Below are 16,643 nucleotides of genomic sequence, written 5' to 3'. Positions count from 1 at the left end.
GTGGAGGTTGCGCTATGGCTGCCCGCGAACGCGAGCTGTGCGGGAGGATTCTGCATGGTGTCGATAGGCCCTTTCGATATCGAGATCGAAATGCTGGCGGTGGCGCACCAGTGGCGTCGTCGCGGTGTCGCCAGGCAGTTAGTGGCAGCGGCGCAAGCGCGGCTGCACGAAGAGCAACGCGAACGGCTGCTGCTCGAGGTAAGGGCCTCCAACGCACCAGCCTTGGCGCTGTATCAACAGTGCGGCTTTGCGCTCGATGGTCGCCGGCGCGGCTATTACCCTACGCCGGATGGCGGACGTGAAGACGCGCTACTGATGTCGTGGAACGCGCTCGCTGACAACCAATAGGCGCCAGTGCGTCAAATCAAAACGCCCGACTGCTGTTATGCGGTCGGGCGTTTTTGGATCGGCCAAATTACCAGTGATGCTTAGAACTGGTGAGATGGATGGTGCGGCTGCGAGGTGTGCTGCTCACTTGGCGAATGCTCGCCGCCGGCTGCTGGGGCACTATCGCTATCAGTGTCGCTTGAAGACGACTGCTCCAACTGCGAAAAACGCGCCAGAATGTCGTTAAGCCGTGACGCTCCGTTGTCACGGTCGCCTTTCAGCTTCTGGTTCTCGTCGCGCAGCTCCTCTACCTCCAGGCGTAGCATTTCGATGGTTTCGAGCGCGTGGCTGACTTTCTGTTCGAGCTGATCGAAGAGTTCGGTGCTCATATCTACTATTCTCCTGGGACTAATCGCGATCAAGGTGACGCGGTATTTTAATGCTGCTGTTATCCAGCCAATGCAGTAGAAAAAACGGTAGCGAAAGCTGAGAGGGCATCTTATGCATACAGCGGCTACTGCTCAAGCGAAGGCTTACGAAGATGGTTGTCGCTGATACAGGAAGGCCATGCTCTCTCCAGCCTGAGTGCAGCGCAGTTGGGTCCAGTTGTCGGGAACCTGTGCCGGCTGGCTGGATTCACACTCAAGGTAGATGAGTGCCTCGTCCTCTAGCCACCCGTGGTGTTCCAGCAGTTGCGCCGCACTGCTGGCCAGCCCGTGATGGAAAGGGGGATCGAGAAATACCAACCCAGCGCGATAGGACGCCGGTGTCGCCAGTAAGGCGAGCGCGTCACCCTTGGTCACCTTCAGTTGGTCGGCCACCTTCAGGCGCTCAGCGTTGTGCTCGAGCAGTGCGGCTACCTTGGGCTGCTGCTCGATGAGCCAGGCATCACTGGCGCCGCGTGAAATTGCTTCGAAGGCGAGCGCGCCGGTACCGGCGAAGGGATCGAGTACGCGTTTGCCGGGCACGTCGAAGGATAGCCAGTTAAACAGCGTTTCGCGTACTCTATCGGGCGTGGGCCGCAGCCCAGGGCTATCGATCACGTCCAGTTGGCTACGCTTTAGGCGGCCGCCAATCAAGCGTACGCGACCAGTGGCACTGCGCTGGCGTCGATGGGAAGAAGAGTGTTTACTCATGGTGCACGATTGTACCCGTGTAGCGGTCGCAAATGGTAGGATGCTGAGATATTGAATGCGTCACACCACAGCGGCGGTCAGGCTCGATCAGTCAGTCAGGCGCTGTAGCGTTAGCGCTACCGTATCGTCATCTATTTTTTACAGGCATGAAAGCTCTCCATGTTCCGTTTTTTCAAGCGCAAAAAGCAGCATAACGACGCCGACGATCAGTCATCATCGGTTGAACAGGCTCCCGCCGTCGAGGAAGCGCCGGAGGCGTCAGAAGATGCAGCACCGGTTACTATCGAGCCCGACGCATCGGAACAACCGTCTGATCAGGCATCTACACCGACCGCAGCACCTACCATCATCGATGAGCGCGAGGATGATGAGCAGTCTTTCACTGAAACCGCACGCGTCGAATCTGCCGATGAGCAGGCATCGTCGTCCAGCGTCGACGACGCTGGTGCTGGTAGTGAAGAGGTCGACGCTGAGGAGCGCAAATCCGACCTTCAGCGCGAGCAAATCACCGACCAAGCGCCGACGATCCCGTCAGTAGAAGCACCTGCCGATGCTCGCCAGGAAGAAGCAGACGCGCCGTCAACCGAATCGCAGCACAGCGCCCATACCGACCCGTCGGAAACAGCTTCATCCTCCAGCGCTGCGACAGCGCATTCAGACGCATCCGCAAGCAGCGCCGTTACTACGTCCAGCGAGCGTGATGCGCCAAGCAATGCGCCCTCTGAGGAGCCCGCACCAGTAGTCTCTGAAACTCCTCAGCAGGCTGAAGAGGAAAGTTCGCGCGGTGGCTTCTTTTCGCGTATCCGCAAGGGGCTGAGTAAAACCCGCAGTAATCTGACCGGCGGCTTGGCAACGCTGTTTCTGGGTGAGAAAGAGATCGACGATGAATTGATCGAAGACCTTGAGACTCAGCTATTGGTGGCGGATATCGGGGTGGAAGCAACCACCGAGATCATTGATCGCCTGACCGAGCGTGTCTCGCGTAAGGAACTATCGAGCGCTTCATCCCTCTACAAGGCGTTGCAGGAAGAACTGACGACTATTCTCGCTCCTGTCGAACAGCCGCTGCAGCTGCCGCCCAAAGGCGAAGGGCCGTTTGTCATTCTGGTCATTGGCGTTAATGGGGTGGGTAAAACCACCACCATTGGCAAGCTTGCCAAACGTTATAGAAGCGAAGGGCGCTCAGTCATGCTGGCGGCGGGCGATACCTTCAGGGCCGCTGCCGTCGAACAGCTCAAGGTATGGGGTGAGCGTAACGACGTGCCGGTAGTGGCTCAGCACACCGGCGCTGACAGCGCATCCGTTATCTATGATGCGCTGTCAGCGGCGCGCGCACGTAATGTCGATGTCTTGATTGCCGACACGGCGGGACGCCTGCACAACAAGGCTCACCTGATGGAGGAGCTGAAGAAGGTGCGCCGCGTGATGGGCAAACTGGATGACAGCGCACCGCACGAGGTCATGCTGGTGGTGGATGCGGGCACTGGTCAAAATGCCATTAGTCAGGCCGAAACCTTCAGTGATGCAGTGCCGATTACCGGCGTGGTGATGACCAAGCTGGATGGCACCGCCAAGGGCGGCGTAATTTTCGCGATGGCCAAGCAAACCGGCATTCCCATTCGCTATATTGGTGTAGGAGAAACGCTTGAGGATTTACGTCCGTTCGAGGCGAAACCTTTCACCGATGCACTGTTCGACGAGCGAGCATAATCAATGGCAATCATTAGCTTTGAGCATGTGGGTAAACGCTACGGGGGCCGTTTCGAGGCGGTTGCCGATCTCAATTTTTCGATTGAAAGAGGCGAGATGGTGTTTCTTACCGGTCACTCCGGTGCCGGTAAAAGCTCGGTGCTCAAGCTGCTGACCTGCCTTGAGCGCCCGACGCGCGGCAAAGTGGTAGTCGGCGGGCGTGACCTGAATACGCTAAGGAATGCACAGATTCCGTTCTATCGGCGTCAAATTGGCGTAGTTTTTCAGGATCACCAACTGCTGTTCGACCGCACTGTGTTCGACAACGTTGCGCTGCCGCTATTGATTCAGGGTATCCCCCCGCAGGATGCCGCCCGCCGCGTGCGTGCGGCGCTCGATAAAGTGGGGCTGCTGTACCGTGAGAAGGCGCTGCCGATTGAGCTTTCCGGCGGTGAGCAGCAGCGTGTTGGCATTGCCCGTGCGGTGGTCAATAAGCCTGCGCTGCTGTTGGCTGACGAACCAACCGGTAACCTCGACCCACAGCTTTCCGCCGATATCATGCGGCTGTTCGAGGATTTCAATCGCATTGGCACGACGGTACTGCTGGCGAGCCACGATCTGGCACTTATTGCCCGTTTACGCCACCGTATTCTGCGCCTGCGTCAAGGGCGTTTGATAGCTGACGAGGAGGGGGCATGACGCAACCCGATAAAAACAGCGCTGGCAAATCATCGGCGCAGCAAAAGGCTGCTGCTCAATCCGCAGGCACGGTGCAAAAGCGTAAGCGTGGTGCCAACACCAGCAAGCTTTCCCTCGATGCGCGTTATGAGTCCTGGCTACGCCACCACCGTCAGGTCGCAGTAGACAGCGCCGAACGGCTCATTCGTCATCCGGTGGCGTCGATTCTTACCATGCTGGCGATCGCGATCGCGCTGGTGCTACCGGCAATGCTGTGGCTAGGGCTGGGTAGCGTTCGAGCGCTCGATTACGATCTGGATAGCAGCGCCCGTGTCACGGTTTACATGGAAAGCGGGGCGTCTTCTCAGCAGGTGTCCAATCTTGCCGATAAGATCCGCGACGAGCAAAGCGTCGGGTCGGTAAAAGTGATTACCGCTGACGAAGGGCTGCACGAATTCCAGCAAGCCTTGGGCGTCAACGATGCCACGTCACTGCTCGATACCAATCCGCTGCCCGCTACCTTATTGGTGACGCCGAAAGAGCGTGAGCCGGGCGCGGTGCAGTCGCTGAGCCAGCAGCTCGGCGAAATGGACGGCGTCGACGAAGCGCGCGTCGATCTTGAGTGGCTAGAGCGTCTGCACGAAATAGGGGTGTTGGGACAGCGTGTCACGCTTGGTTTGGCGGTGTTGTTCGGTCTCGGCGTGCTGTTGGTGGTGGGTAATACCATTCGTTTGGCCGTCGAGAACCGGCGCAAGGAAATCGAAGTAGTCACCTTGATTGGTGCTACCCACGCCTTCGTGCGGCGTCCGTTTTTGTATAGCGGTGCCTGGTATGGCCTCGGCGGTGGCGTGCTGGCCGTTGCCTTGCTGACGCTGGGAAGAGGCTGGTTGTCGTCGCCTATTAGCTCTCTAGCGCAAAGTTACGGCAGCGATTACACGATGCCGTCGCTAGGGGTTGGCGGTTCGCTGTTATTGCTGATTTGTAGTATACTGTTAGGGCTATTGGGCGCTTGGATCGCAGTAGGCAGGCACTTGGCCGATATCCGAGCCCGGTAATTCTCCCTCTCGAAGGGAACTACTGATCAGATCAGCGGTCTTAATAGCAGCGGTGCACTAACGCATTCGCACGTGTTTAATCGGTTTACCCGTTTTTGCTCCACATCTCAGACAGGAAACATTCAGGAAGACAATGTAAAAGCGTAGTGAGTGTCTTTCAGGTATCCGTATTCAGTTATTGTCTATACTCGCCTGCCGTCATCTCCCTGAGCATCGGGACTGCGCAAAGGCGCAGCATGCAGGCACTTTCAGGAGACAGCTACAGATGAGCAAGAGTCTTCAAACCACAATGGGTAACAACCTTCAGGCTACTGGCGAGCTTTCGCCGGGGCACGACCTTAACGGCTACATCCAGACCGTTAACTCCATTCCCGTTCTCTCCGTAGAGGAAGAGCGCGAGTTGGGCACACGTCTGCGTGAAAACGGCGATATTTCTGCTGCACGTCGACTGGTAATGTCCCACCTTCGTTTCGTGGTACACATTGCCCGCAGCTACTCTGGCTATGGTCTGCCGCAGGCCGATCTGGTGCAGGAAGGTAACGTGGGTCTGATGAAAGCCGTCAAACGCTTCGATCCTACTCAAGGCGTTCGTCTGGTGTCCTTTGCAGTGCATTGGATCAAGGCAGAAATTCACGAATACGTACTGCGTAACTGGCGTATCGTGAAAGTGGCCACCACCAAGGCGCAGCGCAAGCTGTTCTTCAACTTGCGCAGTGCTAAAAAGCGTCTCGCATGGCTGAACAACAACGAAGTCGATGCCATTGCCAAGGACCTCGATGTTAAGCCACACGTGGTTCGTGAGATGGAAGGCCGCCTTTCTTCTACTGATGCCGGCTTCGATGGCTTTGCCAACGATGACGACGATCAGGCATATTTGGCACCTGCCAACTACCTGGAAGATATGCGCGCTAACCCTGCGCAGCAGCTCGAAGACGAAGATTACGAGCAGGACGCTACTCGTCGCTTGAGCGATGCCATGGCGAAGCTTGATGATCGTGCTCGCGATATCCTTCAGCAGCGCTGGTTGAGCGACAGCAAAGCTACGCTACATGAGTTGGCTGATACTTACGGTGTCTCCGCCGAGCGTATTCGTCAGCTTGAAAAGAGCGCGATGAAAAAGGTGCGCGACATGATGGGTGAAGAATCACTCGCCTTCGCCTCTTAAGTTCTTTTCATCTGAACAAAAAATCCGCCGTCCCAATGGGGTCGGCGGATTTTTTATGGCGGCTGCTCGCGCAAATATTACACTAGCGGCGCAGCCAGCACGCGCCACTGGTCTTGCCACATATCCGTGGGTTTGCGCCTGAAATTACTTCTCACGTATTGACCTATGCGCCCTTCAATAACGCCACCAATCAGGTTGGCGTAGGCGGTAATGGTGCACGGCAGATGCAGGTGTTGAGCGAGCTCGGCTTCGCGCAACAGTTGCTTCAGCTGGGTTTCAACGCGTTCGTAAAACTGCGCGATTCTCGGGCGCAAGCGCGCTACATCTCCGCTGAGTACCTCACCATTAAGCAGCCTGCACAGGCCGGGATTGCGCTCTGCAAAAGCCAACACAAAGGTAAGAATCAAGCGCAAACGCTCATCGATCGATATGTCATCTTCACGTGTCGCCTCAATGAGTCGGTGAATCTGCGAGAACACCGACTCCTCAATAAAGCCAATCAACGCTTCAAACATCTTCGCCTTGCTGGGGAAGTGGCGATAGAGCGCTGCCTCCGATACGCCTACCTGTTTGGAAAGCGCGGCGGTGGTAATGCGTCCACCGCTGTCTTTCTCAAGCATCTCCGCGAGTGTTTGGAGAATGTGTTCGCGGCGGCTTTGCGTAGTGGTTTGCTGCGTCATGATCCGATCATTTCTAGTAAAGACAAAAGGTATATTCGCTGTGAGCTAGTGGCGGCCTGTCTGGTGTGTGATGCCAACATATCAGACACTGTCCGGCGTGGCGCCAATCAGGGTACCTGCCCCCGCGTTGGTGAATATCTCGAGCAGAGTGGCGTGGGGCACTCGGCCGTCCACGATCACCGCGCTGTCGACGCCGCCTTCCACAGCTTCAAGCGCGCAGCGAATCTTCGGCAGCATACCGCCGTAAATGGTGCCATCGTCGATCAATCGGTTGACGTCAGCGATGCTCAAGCCCGTCATCACATTGCCTTCAGTATCAAGCAATCCCGCCACGTTGGTGAGCAGCATAAGACGCTCTGCCTTCAGCGCTTCAGCGACCTTGCCGGCGACAACATCGGCATTGATATTGAACGAGGCGCCGTGCTCATCAACGCCAATCGGCGCAATAACGGGAATATAGTCGGCCCCGGTCAGCATTTCGATCAGGTCGGTAGACACGTGGGTAATCTCGCCCACGTGGCCCAAATCAACAGCTGTTCCCTGCTGGTCCGTGATCTTCATCGGCTGGGCGTGAAGCTGGGCATTGTCCTTGCCGGTCAGACCGATGGCTTTGCCGCCCGCCAGATTGATCTGATTGACGATACTTTTGTTGACCTGACCGCCCAGCACCATCTCGACGACATCCATGGTATCGCTGTCGGTCACGCGCATGCCTTCGATGAACGTCGACTTCATGCCCAACTGCTCCAGCACGATGCCAATTTGCGGACCGCCGCCGTGAACCACCACTGGGTTCAGGCCAACGGTCTTCATTAGCACAATATCGCGTGCGAAAGAGTCGACCAGGGTGTCGTCGGTCATGGCGTTGCCGCCGTACTTCACGACAATGGTTTTGCCTTCGTAACGCTGGATATAGGGCAGCGCCTCCGCCAGAATTTCAACGATAGTGGCGGGATCGTGGGAGTGTGCTGCCGGAATAGGATGCTTCATGCTGTCCTCGATTGAATGGAACGAAAGCGAAGGGTGCGGTGTGAACTACTGGCGACCTGAGCTACCGAAACCGCCGGCACCGCGGCTGCTTTCCTCGAACTCATCCACCACCTCGAGCTCCGCCTTGATGACGGGTACCAGCACATACTGAGCGATGCGCTCGAAAGGCTCGATAGTGACGGTGTTCTGGCCGCGATTCCACATCGATACCATCAGCTCTCCCTGGTAATCAGAGTCGATCAGCCCCACCAGATTGCCCAGCACGATGCCATGCTTATGGCCAAGGCCCGAGCGAGGTAGCACTACGCCTGCGTAAGCGGGGTCCTTGATATGCAGCGCTAATCCGGTGCGTACCAGTTCGGTATCGCCGGGCTCAAGCGTGAGCGGTGCGTCCAGCAGGGCGCGCAAATCCATGCCCGCGCTGCCTTCCGTTGCATAGTGAGGGAGAGGGTGCTGCTTCACCCGTGGATCCAAAATCTTGACTTCAATGCGCGGCATTGAGGCGTTCTCCTTGCAAGGTATATCCGTTAACGCTCAAGCGCGGCGTGCTTTATTGCGCTTGGTAATGGGCGAAAATGGCGTCCAGAAGTTGGCGCGCCAATTGGTGTTTCGATTGCATCGGGAATGCGCGCTGCTGAAGCGTTTGCTGTGCATCCTGCCACAGCAGCGTAACGGCATTGCTGTCCTGATCGAATGCGAGGCCTTCGCCTACCTGATTGGCGACAATCATGTCGAGCTTCTTGCGCGTCAGCTTACTGCTGGCATTCTCGAGCAGCGATTGTGTTTCAGCGGCGAAGCCAACGCAGAAAAGCGACGCATATTCGCCAGCGATGGTCGCCACGATATCGGGGTTCTTGACCAACTCAAGCGAAGCCGTGCTGTCGCCGCCTTTTTTGATTTTGTGTTCAGCAACCTGCTGCGGTCGAAAGTCGGCGACAGCGGCGGCAGCGATGAAAATATCAGCATCGCTGCTTTCACTGCGGGCCGCATCGAGCATCTGTTCCGCGCTGGTAACGTTAACTACCGTTACGCCGCGGGGTGGCTCCAACTGAACAGGGCCGCTGATAAGCGTGACGCTGGCTCCTGCTGCATAAGCGGCAGCGGCGAGCGCATAGCCCATCTTGCCCGAGCTGTAGTTGCTGAGATAGCGCACTGGATCGAGCGCTTCGCGGGTTGGGCCAGCGGTAATCACCACTTTTTTGCCGCTGATGCCGCTGTGTGATGCTCGCTCGGCAGGAGAGGATGTACTGCTGAGCAAGCGCTCAACAATGGTTTCCGGCTCGAGCATCCTGCCGCTGCCGACATCGCCGCAGGCTTGTTCGCCATCATCGGGGCCCAGCAAGCTCCAGCCAAATGTCTCCAGTCGCTCGGTATTGGCGCGAACGATGGGATTGCTCCACATCTGCTGGTTCATGGCGGGGGCCAAATACTTGGGCGCAGGGCTGGCAAGGCAAATAGTAGTGAGCAGATCATCGGCATGGCCGTTCGCCAAGCGCGCGATCACATTGGCAGTGGCTGGCGCAATCACAACCAGATCGGCCCAGCGTGCCAGCTCGATATGCCCCATGCCGGCTTCAGCGTCAGCGTCTAGCAAGGTGTCGTGAACGCTGTTGCCGGTAAGTGCCTGAAAGGTGAGAGGCGTAATAAAGGCGTGAGCGCCCTGGGTCATTACTACCTTTATATCAGCGCCCGCTTTTTTCAGCAGGCGTGCCAACAACGCACTCTTGTAAGCGGCAATTCCGCCACTTACCCCAAGCACAATGTGTTTGCCCTGTAATGTCGGCAGGGCTGCCTGAGCACTCATGGACGTCTCCAGATACAAGCGCCGCCCCAGTGAGGCGGCTGCTTATGATCAGTCTTTGTCGAGGTAGTATTTGTTCTCGACGCCCAGCTCATCGTTGAGCTCATATACCAGCGGTACACCGGTTGGAATGTTCAGTTCCATGATGTCGTCATCGCTGATTGACTCAAGGTATTTGACCAGCGCGCGCAAGCTGTTGCCGTGGGCCGCTACCAGCACGGTTTTGTCGTCGCGCAGCTGTGGCGCAATGCGGTCGTTCCAGAAGGGAATAACGCGCTCAAGCGTTACCTTCAGGTTTTCACCAGCAGGCAAAACGCGCGGATCCAGGTCTTTGTAGCGTGGATCATTGGCCGGGTGGTATTTGTCGCTTTTATCCAGCAGCGGAGGCAGAACATCGTAGCTGCGACGCCAGATATGCACTTGCTCATCGCCGTACTTCTCGGCGGTTTCCTTTTTGTTCAGTCCGGACAGTGCACCATAGTGACGCTCATTGAGGCGCCACGACTTGTGTTCTTCAAGCCACAGCTGCCCGAGTTCTTCCAACGCATAGTGAAGCGTTTTGATGGCGCGCTTCAGCACTGAGGTGTAGGCGATGTCGAATGTGATGCCAGCTTGCTTGAGTCGCTGGCCGGCCAGTTTGGCTTCCTTCACACCCTGTTCGGAAAGGTCAACGTCGACCCAGCCAGTAAACAGATTTTCCTTGTTCCATTCGCTCTCGCCGTGACGAACCAGTACCAGCTTAGCCATTGAATGCTCCTTGATCGGATAAAACGGTGTATTGGATGAAGCAACATGCTCGCGCCAACAGTGTGAGGCTGTCGACCCTTTAATGCGTTGAGTATATCAGGCCCGCCGAGGGTAGGGGCCTCTATACCTTGAGCTGTCGCCACACTTTCTACTTGTTGCTTAAAAAAGGAAAGATGCAGCCGATAAAGAGCCGGTGGTTCGGGTACGTTTCGCTCATATTCTCTAGAGGCTGCACGATGAGTATCAAGCACTGGCCCGCTAATGAGCGGCCACGGGAAAAAGCAGTGAAACATGGCGTACGTGCACTCTCCGACGCTGAGCTGCTGGCCATTTTTCTTCGGGTCGGCATCACCGGCATGTCAGCGGTCGATGTAGCGCGTCAACAACTGCTCCAGTTCGGCGGACTGCGGGAGCTATTGTGTGCCAGTCAATTGGAGTTTTGCCGTGGCAAAGGGTTCGGGATGGCGGCTTTCGTTACCCTGCAGGCAGCCCTTGAGCTAGGGCGGCGCCATTATCACTCGGAACTCGCGATGGAGTCGGCATTCGAATCGCCCAATGCCGTGCGACGCTTTCTTGTGGCGCAGCTGCGTGATTTCGATCACGAAGTGTTTTCCGCCCTGTTTCTGGATTCCCAGCATCGCATGCTGGAGTTCGAGCATCTGTTTCACGGCACCTTGAATGCAGCGGCGGTATATCCTCGTGAGGTCATCAAGAAGGCATTGGCGCACGGCGCTGCCGCGATCATTTTTGCTCATAACCACCCTTCGGGGACAGCCACGCCAAGTGAGGCGGATATTCGTTTGACGCGGCGCCTGACCGACGGCCTTGCGCTGGTGGATATCAAGGTGCTCGATCATTTTGTGGTGGGCGATGGCGAAGTAGTATCGTTTGCCGAACGCGGCCTTCTGTAAACGTGCTTAGGGTTGTGGATTATTCGCCATTCTGGTATAAAATGCCGCCTTTGATATCTGAGCTTCGATTCGCCGTGTTTACTGCAGGCCAGTCAGTGCGTGCTTGAATTGTCCAGGCTTCTTAGGATATCGGGAACACAAGTTTTTGAATTTCTTCGCTACGTGCGGCAGTCGTGGTATCGCTTGCTTGCATGTGGCTTGTCGTCACGGCATCAAGCACTGTTTTGCCTGGCGAAGGAATTCGGTAGACGATTTTCTGGTTGGACCCGTCACCCACGAGTTCGATCGGCCAGACTAACGATTGGAGGCACGCATGTCCCAGGTATGTCAGGTCACCGGCAAGCGTCCGGTGACGGGTAACAATGTATCTCACTCCCAGCGTAAAACGCGTCGTCGGTTCGTTCCGAACCTGCACACGCATCGCTTCTGGGTTGAGAGCGAAAAACGTTTCGTCAAACTGCGCGTATCCACCAAGGGCATGCGCATCATCGACAAAAAAGGTATCGATCAGGTTCTGGGCGAGCTGCGTGCTCGCGGTGAGCGCGTCTAAGTAGATCGCTATTCCTGTGGGTGCCAGTTGTTCACGCTCTGGAATTTTACACGCCGCGCTGCGGCAAACTTCCAGAGTGTGAGCTAGCGGGCTCACTAGTCAGCGATACATGCACTAGCGCTCCCCAACGCACTGCTGCGTTGACGTCAGATATCCTGGGCCGGGCCAAATGCCCGTCTAATTGCTCTAAACGAGCCGGAGAGTTTTATCATGCGTGACAAGATCAAACTGGTTTCTTCTGCAGGTACCGGTCACTTCTACACCACCAACAAGAACAAGCGTAATACGCCTGACAAGTTGGAATTCAAAAAATACGATCCCGTCGTGCGTAAGCACGTGGTTTATCGCGAAGCTAAAATCAAGTAATCGTATTTTTCGCACGCCGCGTTCGGCGTGTGAGCGGTTATTGCCGGGGTTTGTCCCAGGCGATTAAACCCGGCCTTGTGCCGGGTTTAGTGCGTTATAGATCAGTCAACGATGGGTAGTGCTGTGGGTTGGCCAATAAAGGGGATATGAATGCCAGAGCTACCAGAGGTTGAGACCACGCTGCGCGGTATCGCCCCCTTCGTTGAAGGCGCTCGCATCGATCGCATAAACATTCGTGAGCGCCGATTGCGCTCTCCGGTACCGCTATCGTTTGCGGACAGCGTAGGCGGTAAGACGGTTGGCAAGATGTCGCGCCGCGCCAAATATTTGCTTATGCCGATAGGCAACGGGCATATGCTGTGGCACCTGGGAATGTCAGGCTCGCTGCGGCTGGTAAAGCCTGATGCTCCGTTGAAAAAGCACGACCACATCGAGCTTGGTATGAGTTCTGGCTGGTGCCTTCGTTACCACGATCCGCGACGCTTTGGCTTCGTTGATTTCATTGCTGGTCCACCGAACGACGATAAACGCTTGGCATTGTTGGGCCCTGAGCCCTTGTCTGAAGCCTTCAGCGGCGACCATCTATACCTAGCGTCAAGAAACAGGAAGATCGCTGTAAAAGCCTTTATCATGGAAAATGCAACAGTGGTTGGCGTTGGCAACATTTACGCGACCGAAGCGCTTTATGCTGCTGGCATCGATCCTCGGCGCGCTGCGGGACGAATCTCCCGCGAACGCTATTGGCGCTTGGCCGAGGCCATTAAAACCGTACTGGCTGCGGCAATCGAGCAGGGCGGCACCACGCTACGGGATTTTGTTAGCGGGCAGGGCGAACCTGGTTATTTCGCACAGCGACTGAACGCATACGGCCGAGCAGGTGCAGCGTGCCGCCATTGCGATACCACACTGCGCCATGTCGTGATTGGCCAGCGCGCCACGGTATACTGTCCGAAGTGCCAGCGTTAACACTGGCTCCTCTGTTTATTTCAGGATGTATGTAGTGACTCAACATTTGCGCTTGAAGAAGAATGCGGAACGTCGTCTCAAGGCCGGCCACCTATGGATATTTTCCAACGAGATCGATAACGCTGCCACGCCACTGAAGCAGGTCGAACCAGGGCAGCAGGTTATCATCGAAGAATCCAATGGACGCGCCATAGCGGTCGCTTATGCCAATCCGCACTCGCTGATTTGCGCACGCATCGTGTCACGAAATACGTCGATGCGACTTGATCGATCACTGTTGGCGCATCGCCTCAATCAGGCGTTAAGCCTGCGCCAACAGCTTTTTGCTACGCCTTTTTACCGCCTGGTACATAGTGAAGGCGATCTTCTTCCCGGACTGATTATCGATCGGTTCGACGACGTTGTGGTGGTACAGCTCAACACCCTGGGCATGGATCTGCTCCGCGATGAAGTAATCGACGCGCTTGAGAAAGTGCTCAATCCGCGGGTTATTGTCCTCCGCAACGACACCAGCGGGCGCCGCATCGAAAACCTGGAGCAGCATATCGACGTTGTGAAAGGTGAATTCGACGGCATTATCAATGTGGAGGAGAACGGCGTGAAGTTTCGTGCTTCAGCGCTGGAAGGGCAGAAAACCGGCTGGTTTTACGATCATCGGCCCAATCGTGCATGGCTCAATCAGTTGGTGTCGGGCAAGCGTGTGCTGGATGTCTTCAGCTATATTGGCGGCTGGGGTATTCAAGCGGCTGCCAAGGGGGCAGAGAGCGTTACCTGTGTTGATAGCTCCGCAGCAGCACTAGACCGAGTGGCCGAGAACGCGGCGCTCAATGGCGTTGAAGATCGCGTTACCATGGCCGAAGGCGATGCGTTTGAGGCGCTGGCTGCGCTGCGTTCCGAGGGCGAACAATTTGATATCGTGATCGTCGATCCGCCCGCCTTTATTCGCAAGCGAAAGGATATCGCTAGCGGCGAACGGGCATACGCACGCCTTAATCGGGAAGCCATCAGGCTGATCAAGAAAGATGGTTTGCTGATGCCTGGCTCGTGCTCCATGCATCTGGATCCCACCCACCTAACGGATATCGTTAGGGGCGCTGCTCGCCATCAGGATCGCAATGCCCAAATCATTTACGAAGGGCGTCAGGGTGCCGATCATCCGGTGCATCCCGCCATTCCTGAAACCGCCTACCTGAAGGCGCTGGGCGTGCGTATCTTTCGCGACTAACATTTTATGAGTGCTGGCACGCCCTCCCTTTACTGATTATGGGCATTATTGCTGTGATCACTGGCGAGCAAGCGGTGCCAGCATTGAAAATCTTTCTGCAAGAGCTAACAGAGTTCCATGACTAAAACGCGCGTTCTTACCGGTATTACTACTTCCGGCACTCCTCATCTAGGAAATTATGTGGGGGCCATCCGTCCGGCCATCGAGGCCAGTCGCGATGACACCGTGCAGCCCTATTTTTTCCTTGCGGATTTGCATGCGCTTATCAAGGCGCAGGATCCCAAGCGAGTGCAGCAGTCGCGGCTCGAGATCGCGGCAACCTGGCTCGCGCTGGGATTGGATACCGATAACGCGCTTTTCTATCGTCAGTCAGATGTGCCTGAAGTTAATGAACTGTGCTGGATGCTGAACTGTGTCTGTGCCAAAGGACTGATGAACCGCGCGCATGCGTATAAAGCAGCGGTGGCGGCCAATGAAGAAGGCGGAAGCCCGGACCCCGATCGGGGAATCTCAATGGGGCTGTTCAGCTATCCGGTGCTGATGGCAGCGGATATTCTGCTCTTCAACGCGAATCGCGTGCCCGTTGGGCGTGATCAGATTCAGCACATTGAAATGGCGCGTGATATCGCGGGACGCTTCAACCACATCTATAAGGGCAATTACTTCACTCTGCCTGAAGCTCAGGTAGACGAGCGAGTGCAGGTGCTCAATGGTCTGGATGGTCGAAAAATGTCCAAGAGCTATGACAACACCATCCCAATGTTTTGCACCGAGAAGAAGCTGCTCAAGCTGGTGCGCAAGATCAAAACCAACTCTCTGGAGCCTGGCGAGCCGAAGGATGCCGACGGCTGTACGTTGTTTCAGATATATAGCGCCTTTGTTGATCAAGCCGGCGCGGACGACATGCGCAAACGCTATCAGGAAGGCATCGGTTGGGGTGAGGTCAAGGATATCGTGTTCGAATGTCTTAACGAGCATTTGAAGGAACCGCGGGAACGCTATCAGGCACTGCTTGAAGACCCCGCACACATTGAGTCAGTGCTCAAGCAAGGCGCTGAGCGTGCTCGCGCTGAGGCGGCCCCCTTTGTTGAGCGGCTGCGCTCCGTAGTAGGGCTGGGGCAATTCGTATGATGGCAGCTCCAAAATACGTCAGCTATTACAACGGGAGTGCTCATGACTAACGACACCGGTTCGTCTGCACATGACGAGTCGCAGCCAGGCGGAGAGCCTTCTTCCCAGAAAGGCAACAAGCGCAATTGGCCGACCGATCCCTTCAAGGATTTCTTCGAGGATAGTGAAGTTGTCGAGGAGGTGACTCATAACGGTGAAACGGAAAGGCATCGAGGAATCTATCTACTGCCGAACCTGTTTACCACCGGGGCGCTTTTTGCCGGGTTCTTTTCGGTAGTGTCTGCTGTTAAAGGAGATTTCTCCACAGCCGCTATCGCGATCTTCGTGTCGATGGTGCTCGATGGCTGCGATGGCCGTGTAGCGCGAATGACCAATACCCAAAGTGCGTTCGGCGCAGAATACGACAGTCTGGCAGACATGCTGTCGTTTGCGGTAGCGCCAGCAGTGCTTGCTTTCAGTTGGTCGCTGCATTCATTGGGTAAATTCGGCTGGATTTGCGCCTTCGTGTTCGTGGCAGGAGGTGCGCTGCGTCTCGCTCGTTTCAACGTACAGCTGGCCCAGGTCGACAAAAAATGGTTCGTTGGCCTGCCCAGTCCATCGGCAGCGGCTATCGTGGCGAGTTGCGTGTGGTCATTCCACAATTTCGAAGTGCATTCGCAAATGCTCGATTTATTGATCGGCATTCTAGTGGCGCTGGGTGGAATACTGATGGTCAGCAATATCCGCTATTACAGCTTCAAGGAAGTCGATTTCAGGGGCCGAGTGCCATTCGTAGCGCTGTTGGTTGTTGTGCTTGCCTTCGTGGTGATCTCTATTCAGCCCTCTGTTGTGCTGCTCATCCTGTTCGGCGGCTATGCGCTATCAGGGATGGTTGTTGCGTTGATACGCGGCGCTCGTTTGCGCTCAAAACGGCGTAAACGCAGAGAAAGAAATTGATTTCGAAAAAACGCCTTGCAAAGCACCGAGATGGTGCGTAAAGTACGCCTCCACCGCTGGGGCAGGTCCTCAGCAGTGGGAAGTTGGCGGATTTGTTAAGCCGTTGATTTCCGGAGGTAAAGCGCGGTGTTGTTGAGCTAACGGAAACGTTAACGAAAGCAAAAAAGCGATTGACTTCTACACCGGATTGCGTAGAATACGCATCCACTCGAACGGGGCACGGTTTAGCGCTTCAGTTCGACGCTCTTTAACAAATCGATCAGACAATTTGTGTGGGCGCTCGTTTCGAT

At 56.0% G+C, this 16,643-nt stretch carries 19 protein-coding genes; 12 read left to right on the top strand and 7 right to left on the bottom strand.

Annotated features, from left to right (window positions below; genetic code table 11):
- Nucleotides 1–54 precede the first annotated feature (54 nt).
- Entirely contained in the window at nt 55–348 is a 294-nt protein-coding gene (locus R84865_RS09405) for a GNAT family N-acetyltransferase (RefSeq protein WP_435631759.1), read from the top strand.
- Between the two features lie 80 nt (nt 349–428).
- On the opposite strand, the gene R84865_RS09400 is transcribed toward R84865_RS09405, so the two are convergent.
- Together R84865_RS09400 and rsmD are read right to left on the bottom strand one after the other, a co-directional pair.
- Complete coding sequence (locus R84865_RS09400; RefSeq protein ID WP_435631758.1) at nt 429–716, bottom strand: cell division protein ZapB; 288 nt, start codon at nt 714–716, stop codon at nt 429–431.
- 144 nt (nt 717–860) lie between these two features.
- Complete coding sequence (gene rsmD, locus R84865_RS09395; protein WP_435639492.1) at nt 861–1,463, bottom strand: 16S rRNA (guanine(966)-N(2))-methyltransferase RsmD; 603 nt, start codon at nt 1,461–1,463, stop codon at nt 861–863.
- Nucleotides 1,464–1,622: 159 nt separating this feature from the next.
- On the opposite strand from rsmD, the gene ftsY reads away from it, so the two are divergent.
- From ftsY to rpoH, 4 genes are all read left to right on the top strand, one after another.
- Entirely contained in the window at nt 1,623–3,173 is a 1,551-nt protein-coding gene (gene ftsY / locus R84865_RS09390) for a signal recognition particle-docking protein FtsY (RefSeq protein ID WP_435639491.1), read from the top strand.
- A 9-nt stretch (nt 3,174–3,182) separates the two neighbouring features.
- Nucleotides 3,183–3,851, top strand: coding sequence for a cell division ATP-binding protein FtsE (gene ftsE / locus R84865_RS09385; protein WP_435631943.1), 669 nt, complete (start codon nt 3,183–3,185; stop codon nt 3,849–3,851).
- On the top strand, nt 3,848–4,885 hold the full coding sequence (gene ftsX, locus R84865_RS09380; protein WP_435631755.1) for a permease-like cell division protein FtsX: 1,038 nt from the start codon (nt 3,848–3,850) through the stop codon (nt 4,883–4,885). The genes ftsE and ftsX overlap by 4 nt, the downstream gene beginning before the upstream one ends.
- A 289-nt stretch (nt 4,886–5,174) precedes the next feature.
- Nucleotides 5,175–6,050: an RNA polymerase sigma factor RpoH gene (rpoH, locus tag R84865_RS09375; RefSeq protein WP_435639574.1), complete on the top strand. Its 876-nt coding sequence runs from the start codon at nt 5,175–5,177 to the stop codon at nt 6,048–6,050.
- A gap of 77 nt (nt 6,051–6,127) precedes the next feature.
- Here the strand turns inward: rpoH and slmA are convergent, their stop codons facing one another.
- The 5 genes from slmA to gpmA form a co-directional block, all read right to left on the bottom strand.
- A complete protein-coding gene (gene slmA / locus R84865_RS09370; protein ID WP_435639490.1) occupies nt 6,128–6,730 on the bottom strand; it encodes a nucleoid occlusion factor SlmA in 603 nt (200 codons plus the stop codon).
- A gap of 81 nt (nt 6,731–6,811) precedes the next feature.
- Nucleotides 6,812–7,720, bottom strand: a complete 909-nt coding sequence (gene argB / locus R84865_RS09365) for an acetylglutamate kinase (RefSeq protein ID WP_435631753.1) — start codon at nt 7,718–7,720, stop codon at nt 6,812–6,814.
- A gap of 45 nt (nt 7,721–7,765) precedes the next feature.
- Nucleotides 7,766–8,218, bottom strand: a complete 453-nt coding sequence (dut, locus tag R84865_RS09360) for a dUTP diphosphatase (protein WP_435631752.1) — start codon at nt 8,216–8,218, stop codon at nt 7,766–7,768.
- A 52-nt stretch (nt 8,219–8,270) separates the two neighbouring features.
- Complete coding sequence (gene coaBC, locus R84865_RS09355) at nt 8,271–9,524, bottom strand: bifunctional phosphopantothenoylcysteine decarboxylase/phosphopantothenate--cysteine ligase CoaBC (protein ID WP_435639489.1); 1,254 nt, start codon at nt 9,522–9,524, stop codon at nt 8,271–8,273.
- A gap of 48 nt (nt 9,525–9,572) precedes the next feature.
- The gene (gene gpmA, locus R84865_RS09350) at nt 9,573–10,268 is read right to left on the bottom strand and encodes a 2,3-diphosphoglycerate-dependent phosphoglycerate mutase (protein WP_435631750.1); all 696 of its coding nucleotides are present in this window, start codon (nt 10,266–10,268) and stop codon (nt 9,573–9,575) included.
- 236 nt (nt 10,269–10,504) lie between these two features.
- On the opposite strand from gpmA, the gene radC reads away from it, so the two are divergent.
- From radC to pssA, 7 genes are all read left to right on the top strand, one after another.
- Nucleotides 10,505–11,179: a RadC family protein gene (radC, locus tag R84865_RS09345; protein ID WP_435631749.1), complete on the top strand. Its 675-nt coding sequence runs from the start codon at nt 10,505–10,507 to the stop codon at nt 11,177–11,179.
- Nucleotides 11,180–11,492: 313 nt separating this feature from the next.
- A complete protein-coding gene (gene rpmB / locus R84865_RS09340) occupies nt 11,493–11,729 on the top strand; it encodes a 50S ribosomal protein L28 (protein WP_435631748.1) in 237 nt (78 codons plus the stop codon).
- 210 nt (nt 11,730–11,939) lie between these two features.
- On the top strand, nt 11,940–12,095 hold the full coding sequence (gene rpmG, locus R84865_RS09335) for a 50S ribosomal protein L33 (RefSeq protein WP_025733537.1): 156 nt from the start codon (nt 11,940–11,942) through the stop codon (nt 12,093–12,095).
- Nucleotides 12,096–12,245: 150 nt separating this feature from the next.
- Complete coding sequence (gene mutM / locus R84865_RS09330) at nt 12,246–13,061, top strand: bifunctional DNA-formamidopyrimidine glycosylase/DNA-(apurinic or apyrimidinic site) lyase (RefSeq protein WP_435639488.1); 816 nt, start codon at nt 12,246–12,248, stop codon at nt 13,059–13,061.
- 34 nt (nt 13,062–13,095) lie between these two features.
- Complete coding sequence (locus tag R84865_RS09325; RefSeq protein WP_435639487.1) at nt 13,096–14,286, top strand: class I SAM-dependent rRNA methyltransferase; 1,191 nt, start codon at nt 13,096–13,098, stop codon at nt 14,284–14,286.
- 117 nt (nt 14,287–14,403) lie between these two features.
- Complete coding sequence (gene trpS / locus R84865_RS09320; RefSeq protein ID WP_435639486.1) at nt 14,404–15,417, top strand: tryptophan--tRNA ligase; 1,014 nt, start codon at nt 14,404–14,406, stop codon at nt 15,415–15,417.
- 42 nt (nt 15,418–15,459) lie between these two features.
- Nucleotides 15,460–16,353 (top strand): CDP-diacylglycerol--serine O-phosphatidyltransferase, encoded by an 894-nt coding sequence (pssA, locus tag R84865_RS09315; protein WP_435631744.1) that lies wholly within the window; start codon nt 15,460–15,462, stop codon nt 16,351–16,353.
- Nucleotides 16,354–16,643: the final 290 nt, after the last annotated feature.

The organism is Carnimonas bestiolae, from assembly GCF_051251145.1.
GTDB classification, from domain to species: Bacteria; Pseudomonadota; Gammaproteobacteria; order Pseudomonadales; family Halomonadaceae; genus Carnimonas; species Carnimonas bestiolae.
Note: the sequence above shows the minus strand (reverse complement) of the source record. Positions and strands in the feature narration are given on the sequence as shown.

What these genes read in the sequence shown, in the direction of transcription:
- coaBC (WP_435639489.1), bottom strand. Translation starts at nt 9,524, where the DNA reads ATGAGTGCTCAGGCAGCCCTGCCGACATTACAGGGCAAACACATTGTG.
- rpmB (WP_435631748.1), top strand. Translation starts at nt 11,493, where the DNA reads ATGTCCCAGGTATGTCAGGTCACCGGCAAGCGTCCGGTGACGGGTAAC.
- ftsX (WP_435631755.1), top strand. Translation starts at nt 3,848, where the DNA reads ATGACGCAACCCGATAAAAACAGCGCTGGCAAATCATCGGCGCAGCAA.
- radC (WP_435631749.1), top strand. Translation starts at nt 10,505, where the DNA reads ATGAGTATCAAGCACTGGCCCGCTAATGAGCGGCCACGGGAAAAAGCA.
- mutM (WP_435639488.1), top strand. Translation starts at nt 12,246, where the DNA reads ATGCCAGAGCTACCAGAGGTTGAGACCACGCTGCGCGGTATCGCCCCC.
- trpS (WP_435639486.1), top strand. Translation starts at nt 14,404, where the DNA reads ATGACTAAAACGCGCGTTCTTACCGGTATTACTACTTCCGGCACTCCT.
- R84865_RS09400 (WP_435631758.1), bottom strand. Translation starts at nt 716, where the DNA reads ATGAGCACCGAACTCTTCGATCAGCTCGAACAGAAAGTCAGCCACGCG.
- R84865_RS09405 (WP_435631759.1), top strand. Translation starts at nt 55, where the DNA reads ATGGTGTCGATAGGCCCTTTCGATATCGAGATCGAAATGCTGGCGGTG.
- rpmG (WP_025733537.1), top strand. Translation starts at nt 11,940, where the DNA reads ATGCGTGACAAGATCAAACTGGTTTCTTCTGCAGGTACCGGTCACTTC.
- pssA (WP_435631744.1), top strand. Translation starts at nt 15,460, where the DNA reads ATGACTAACGACACCGGTTCGTCTGCACATGACGAGTCGCAGCCAGGC.
- ftsY (WP_435639491.1), top strand. Translation starts at nt 1,623, where the DNA reads ATGTTCCGTTTTTTCAAGCGCAAAAAGCAGCATAACGACGCCGACGAT.
- gpmA (WP_435631750.1), bottom strand. Translation starts at nt 10,268, where the DNA reads ATGGCTAAGCTGGTACTGGTTCGTCACGGCGAGAGCGAATGGAACAAG.
- rsmD (WP_435639492.1), bottom strand. Translation starts at nt 1,463, where the DNA reads ATGAGTAAACACTCTTCTTCCCATCGACGCCAGCGCAGTGCCACTGGT.
- dut (WP_435631752.1), bottom strand. Translation starts at nt 8,218, where the DNA reads ATGCCGCGCATTGAAGTCAAGATTTTGGATCCACGGGTGAAGCAGCAC.
- rpoH (WP_435639574.1), top strand. Translation starts at nt 5,175, where the DNA reads ATGGGTAACAACCTTCAGGCTACTGGCGAGCTTTCGCCGGGGCACGAC.
- argB (WP_435631753.1), bottom strand. Translation starts at nt 7,720, where the DNA reads ATGAAGCATCCTATTCCGGCAGCACACTCCCACGATCCCGCCACTATC.
- slmA (WP_435639490.1), bottom strand. Translation starts at nt 6,730, where the DNA reads ATGACGCAGCAAACCACTACGCAAAGCCGCCGCGAACACATTCTCCAA.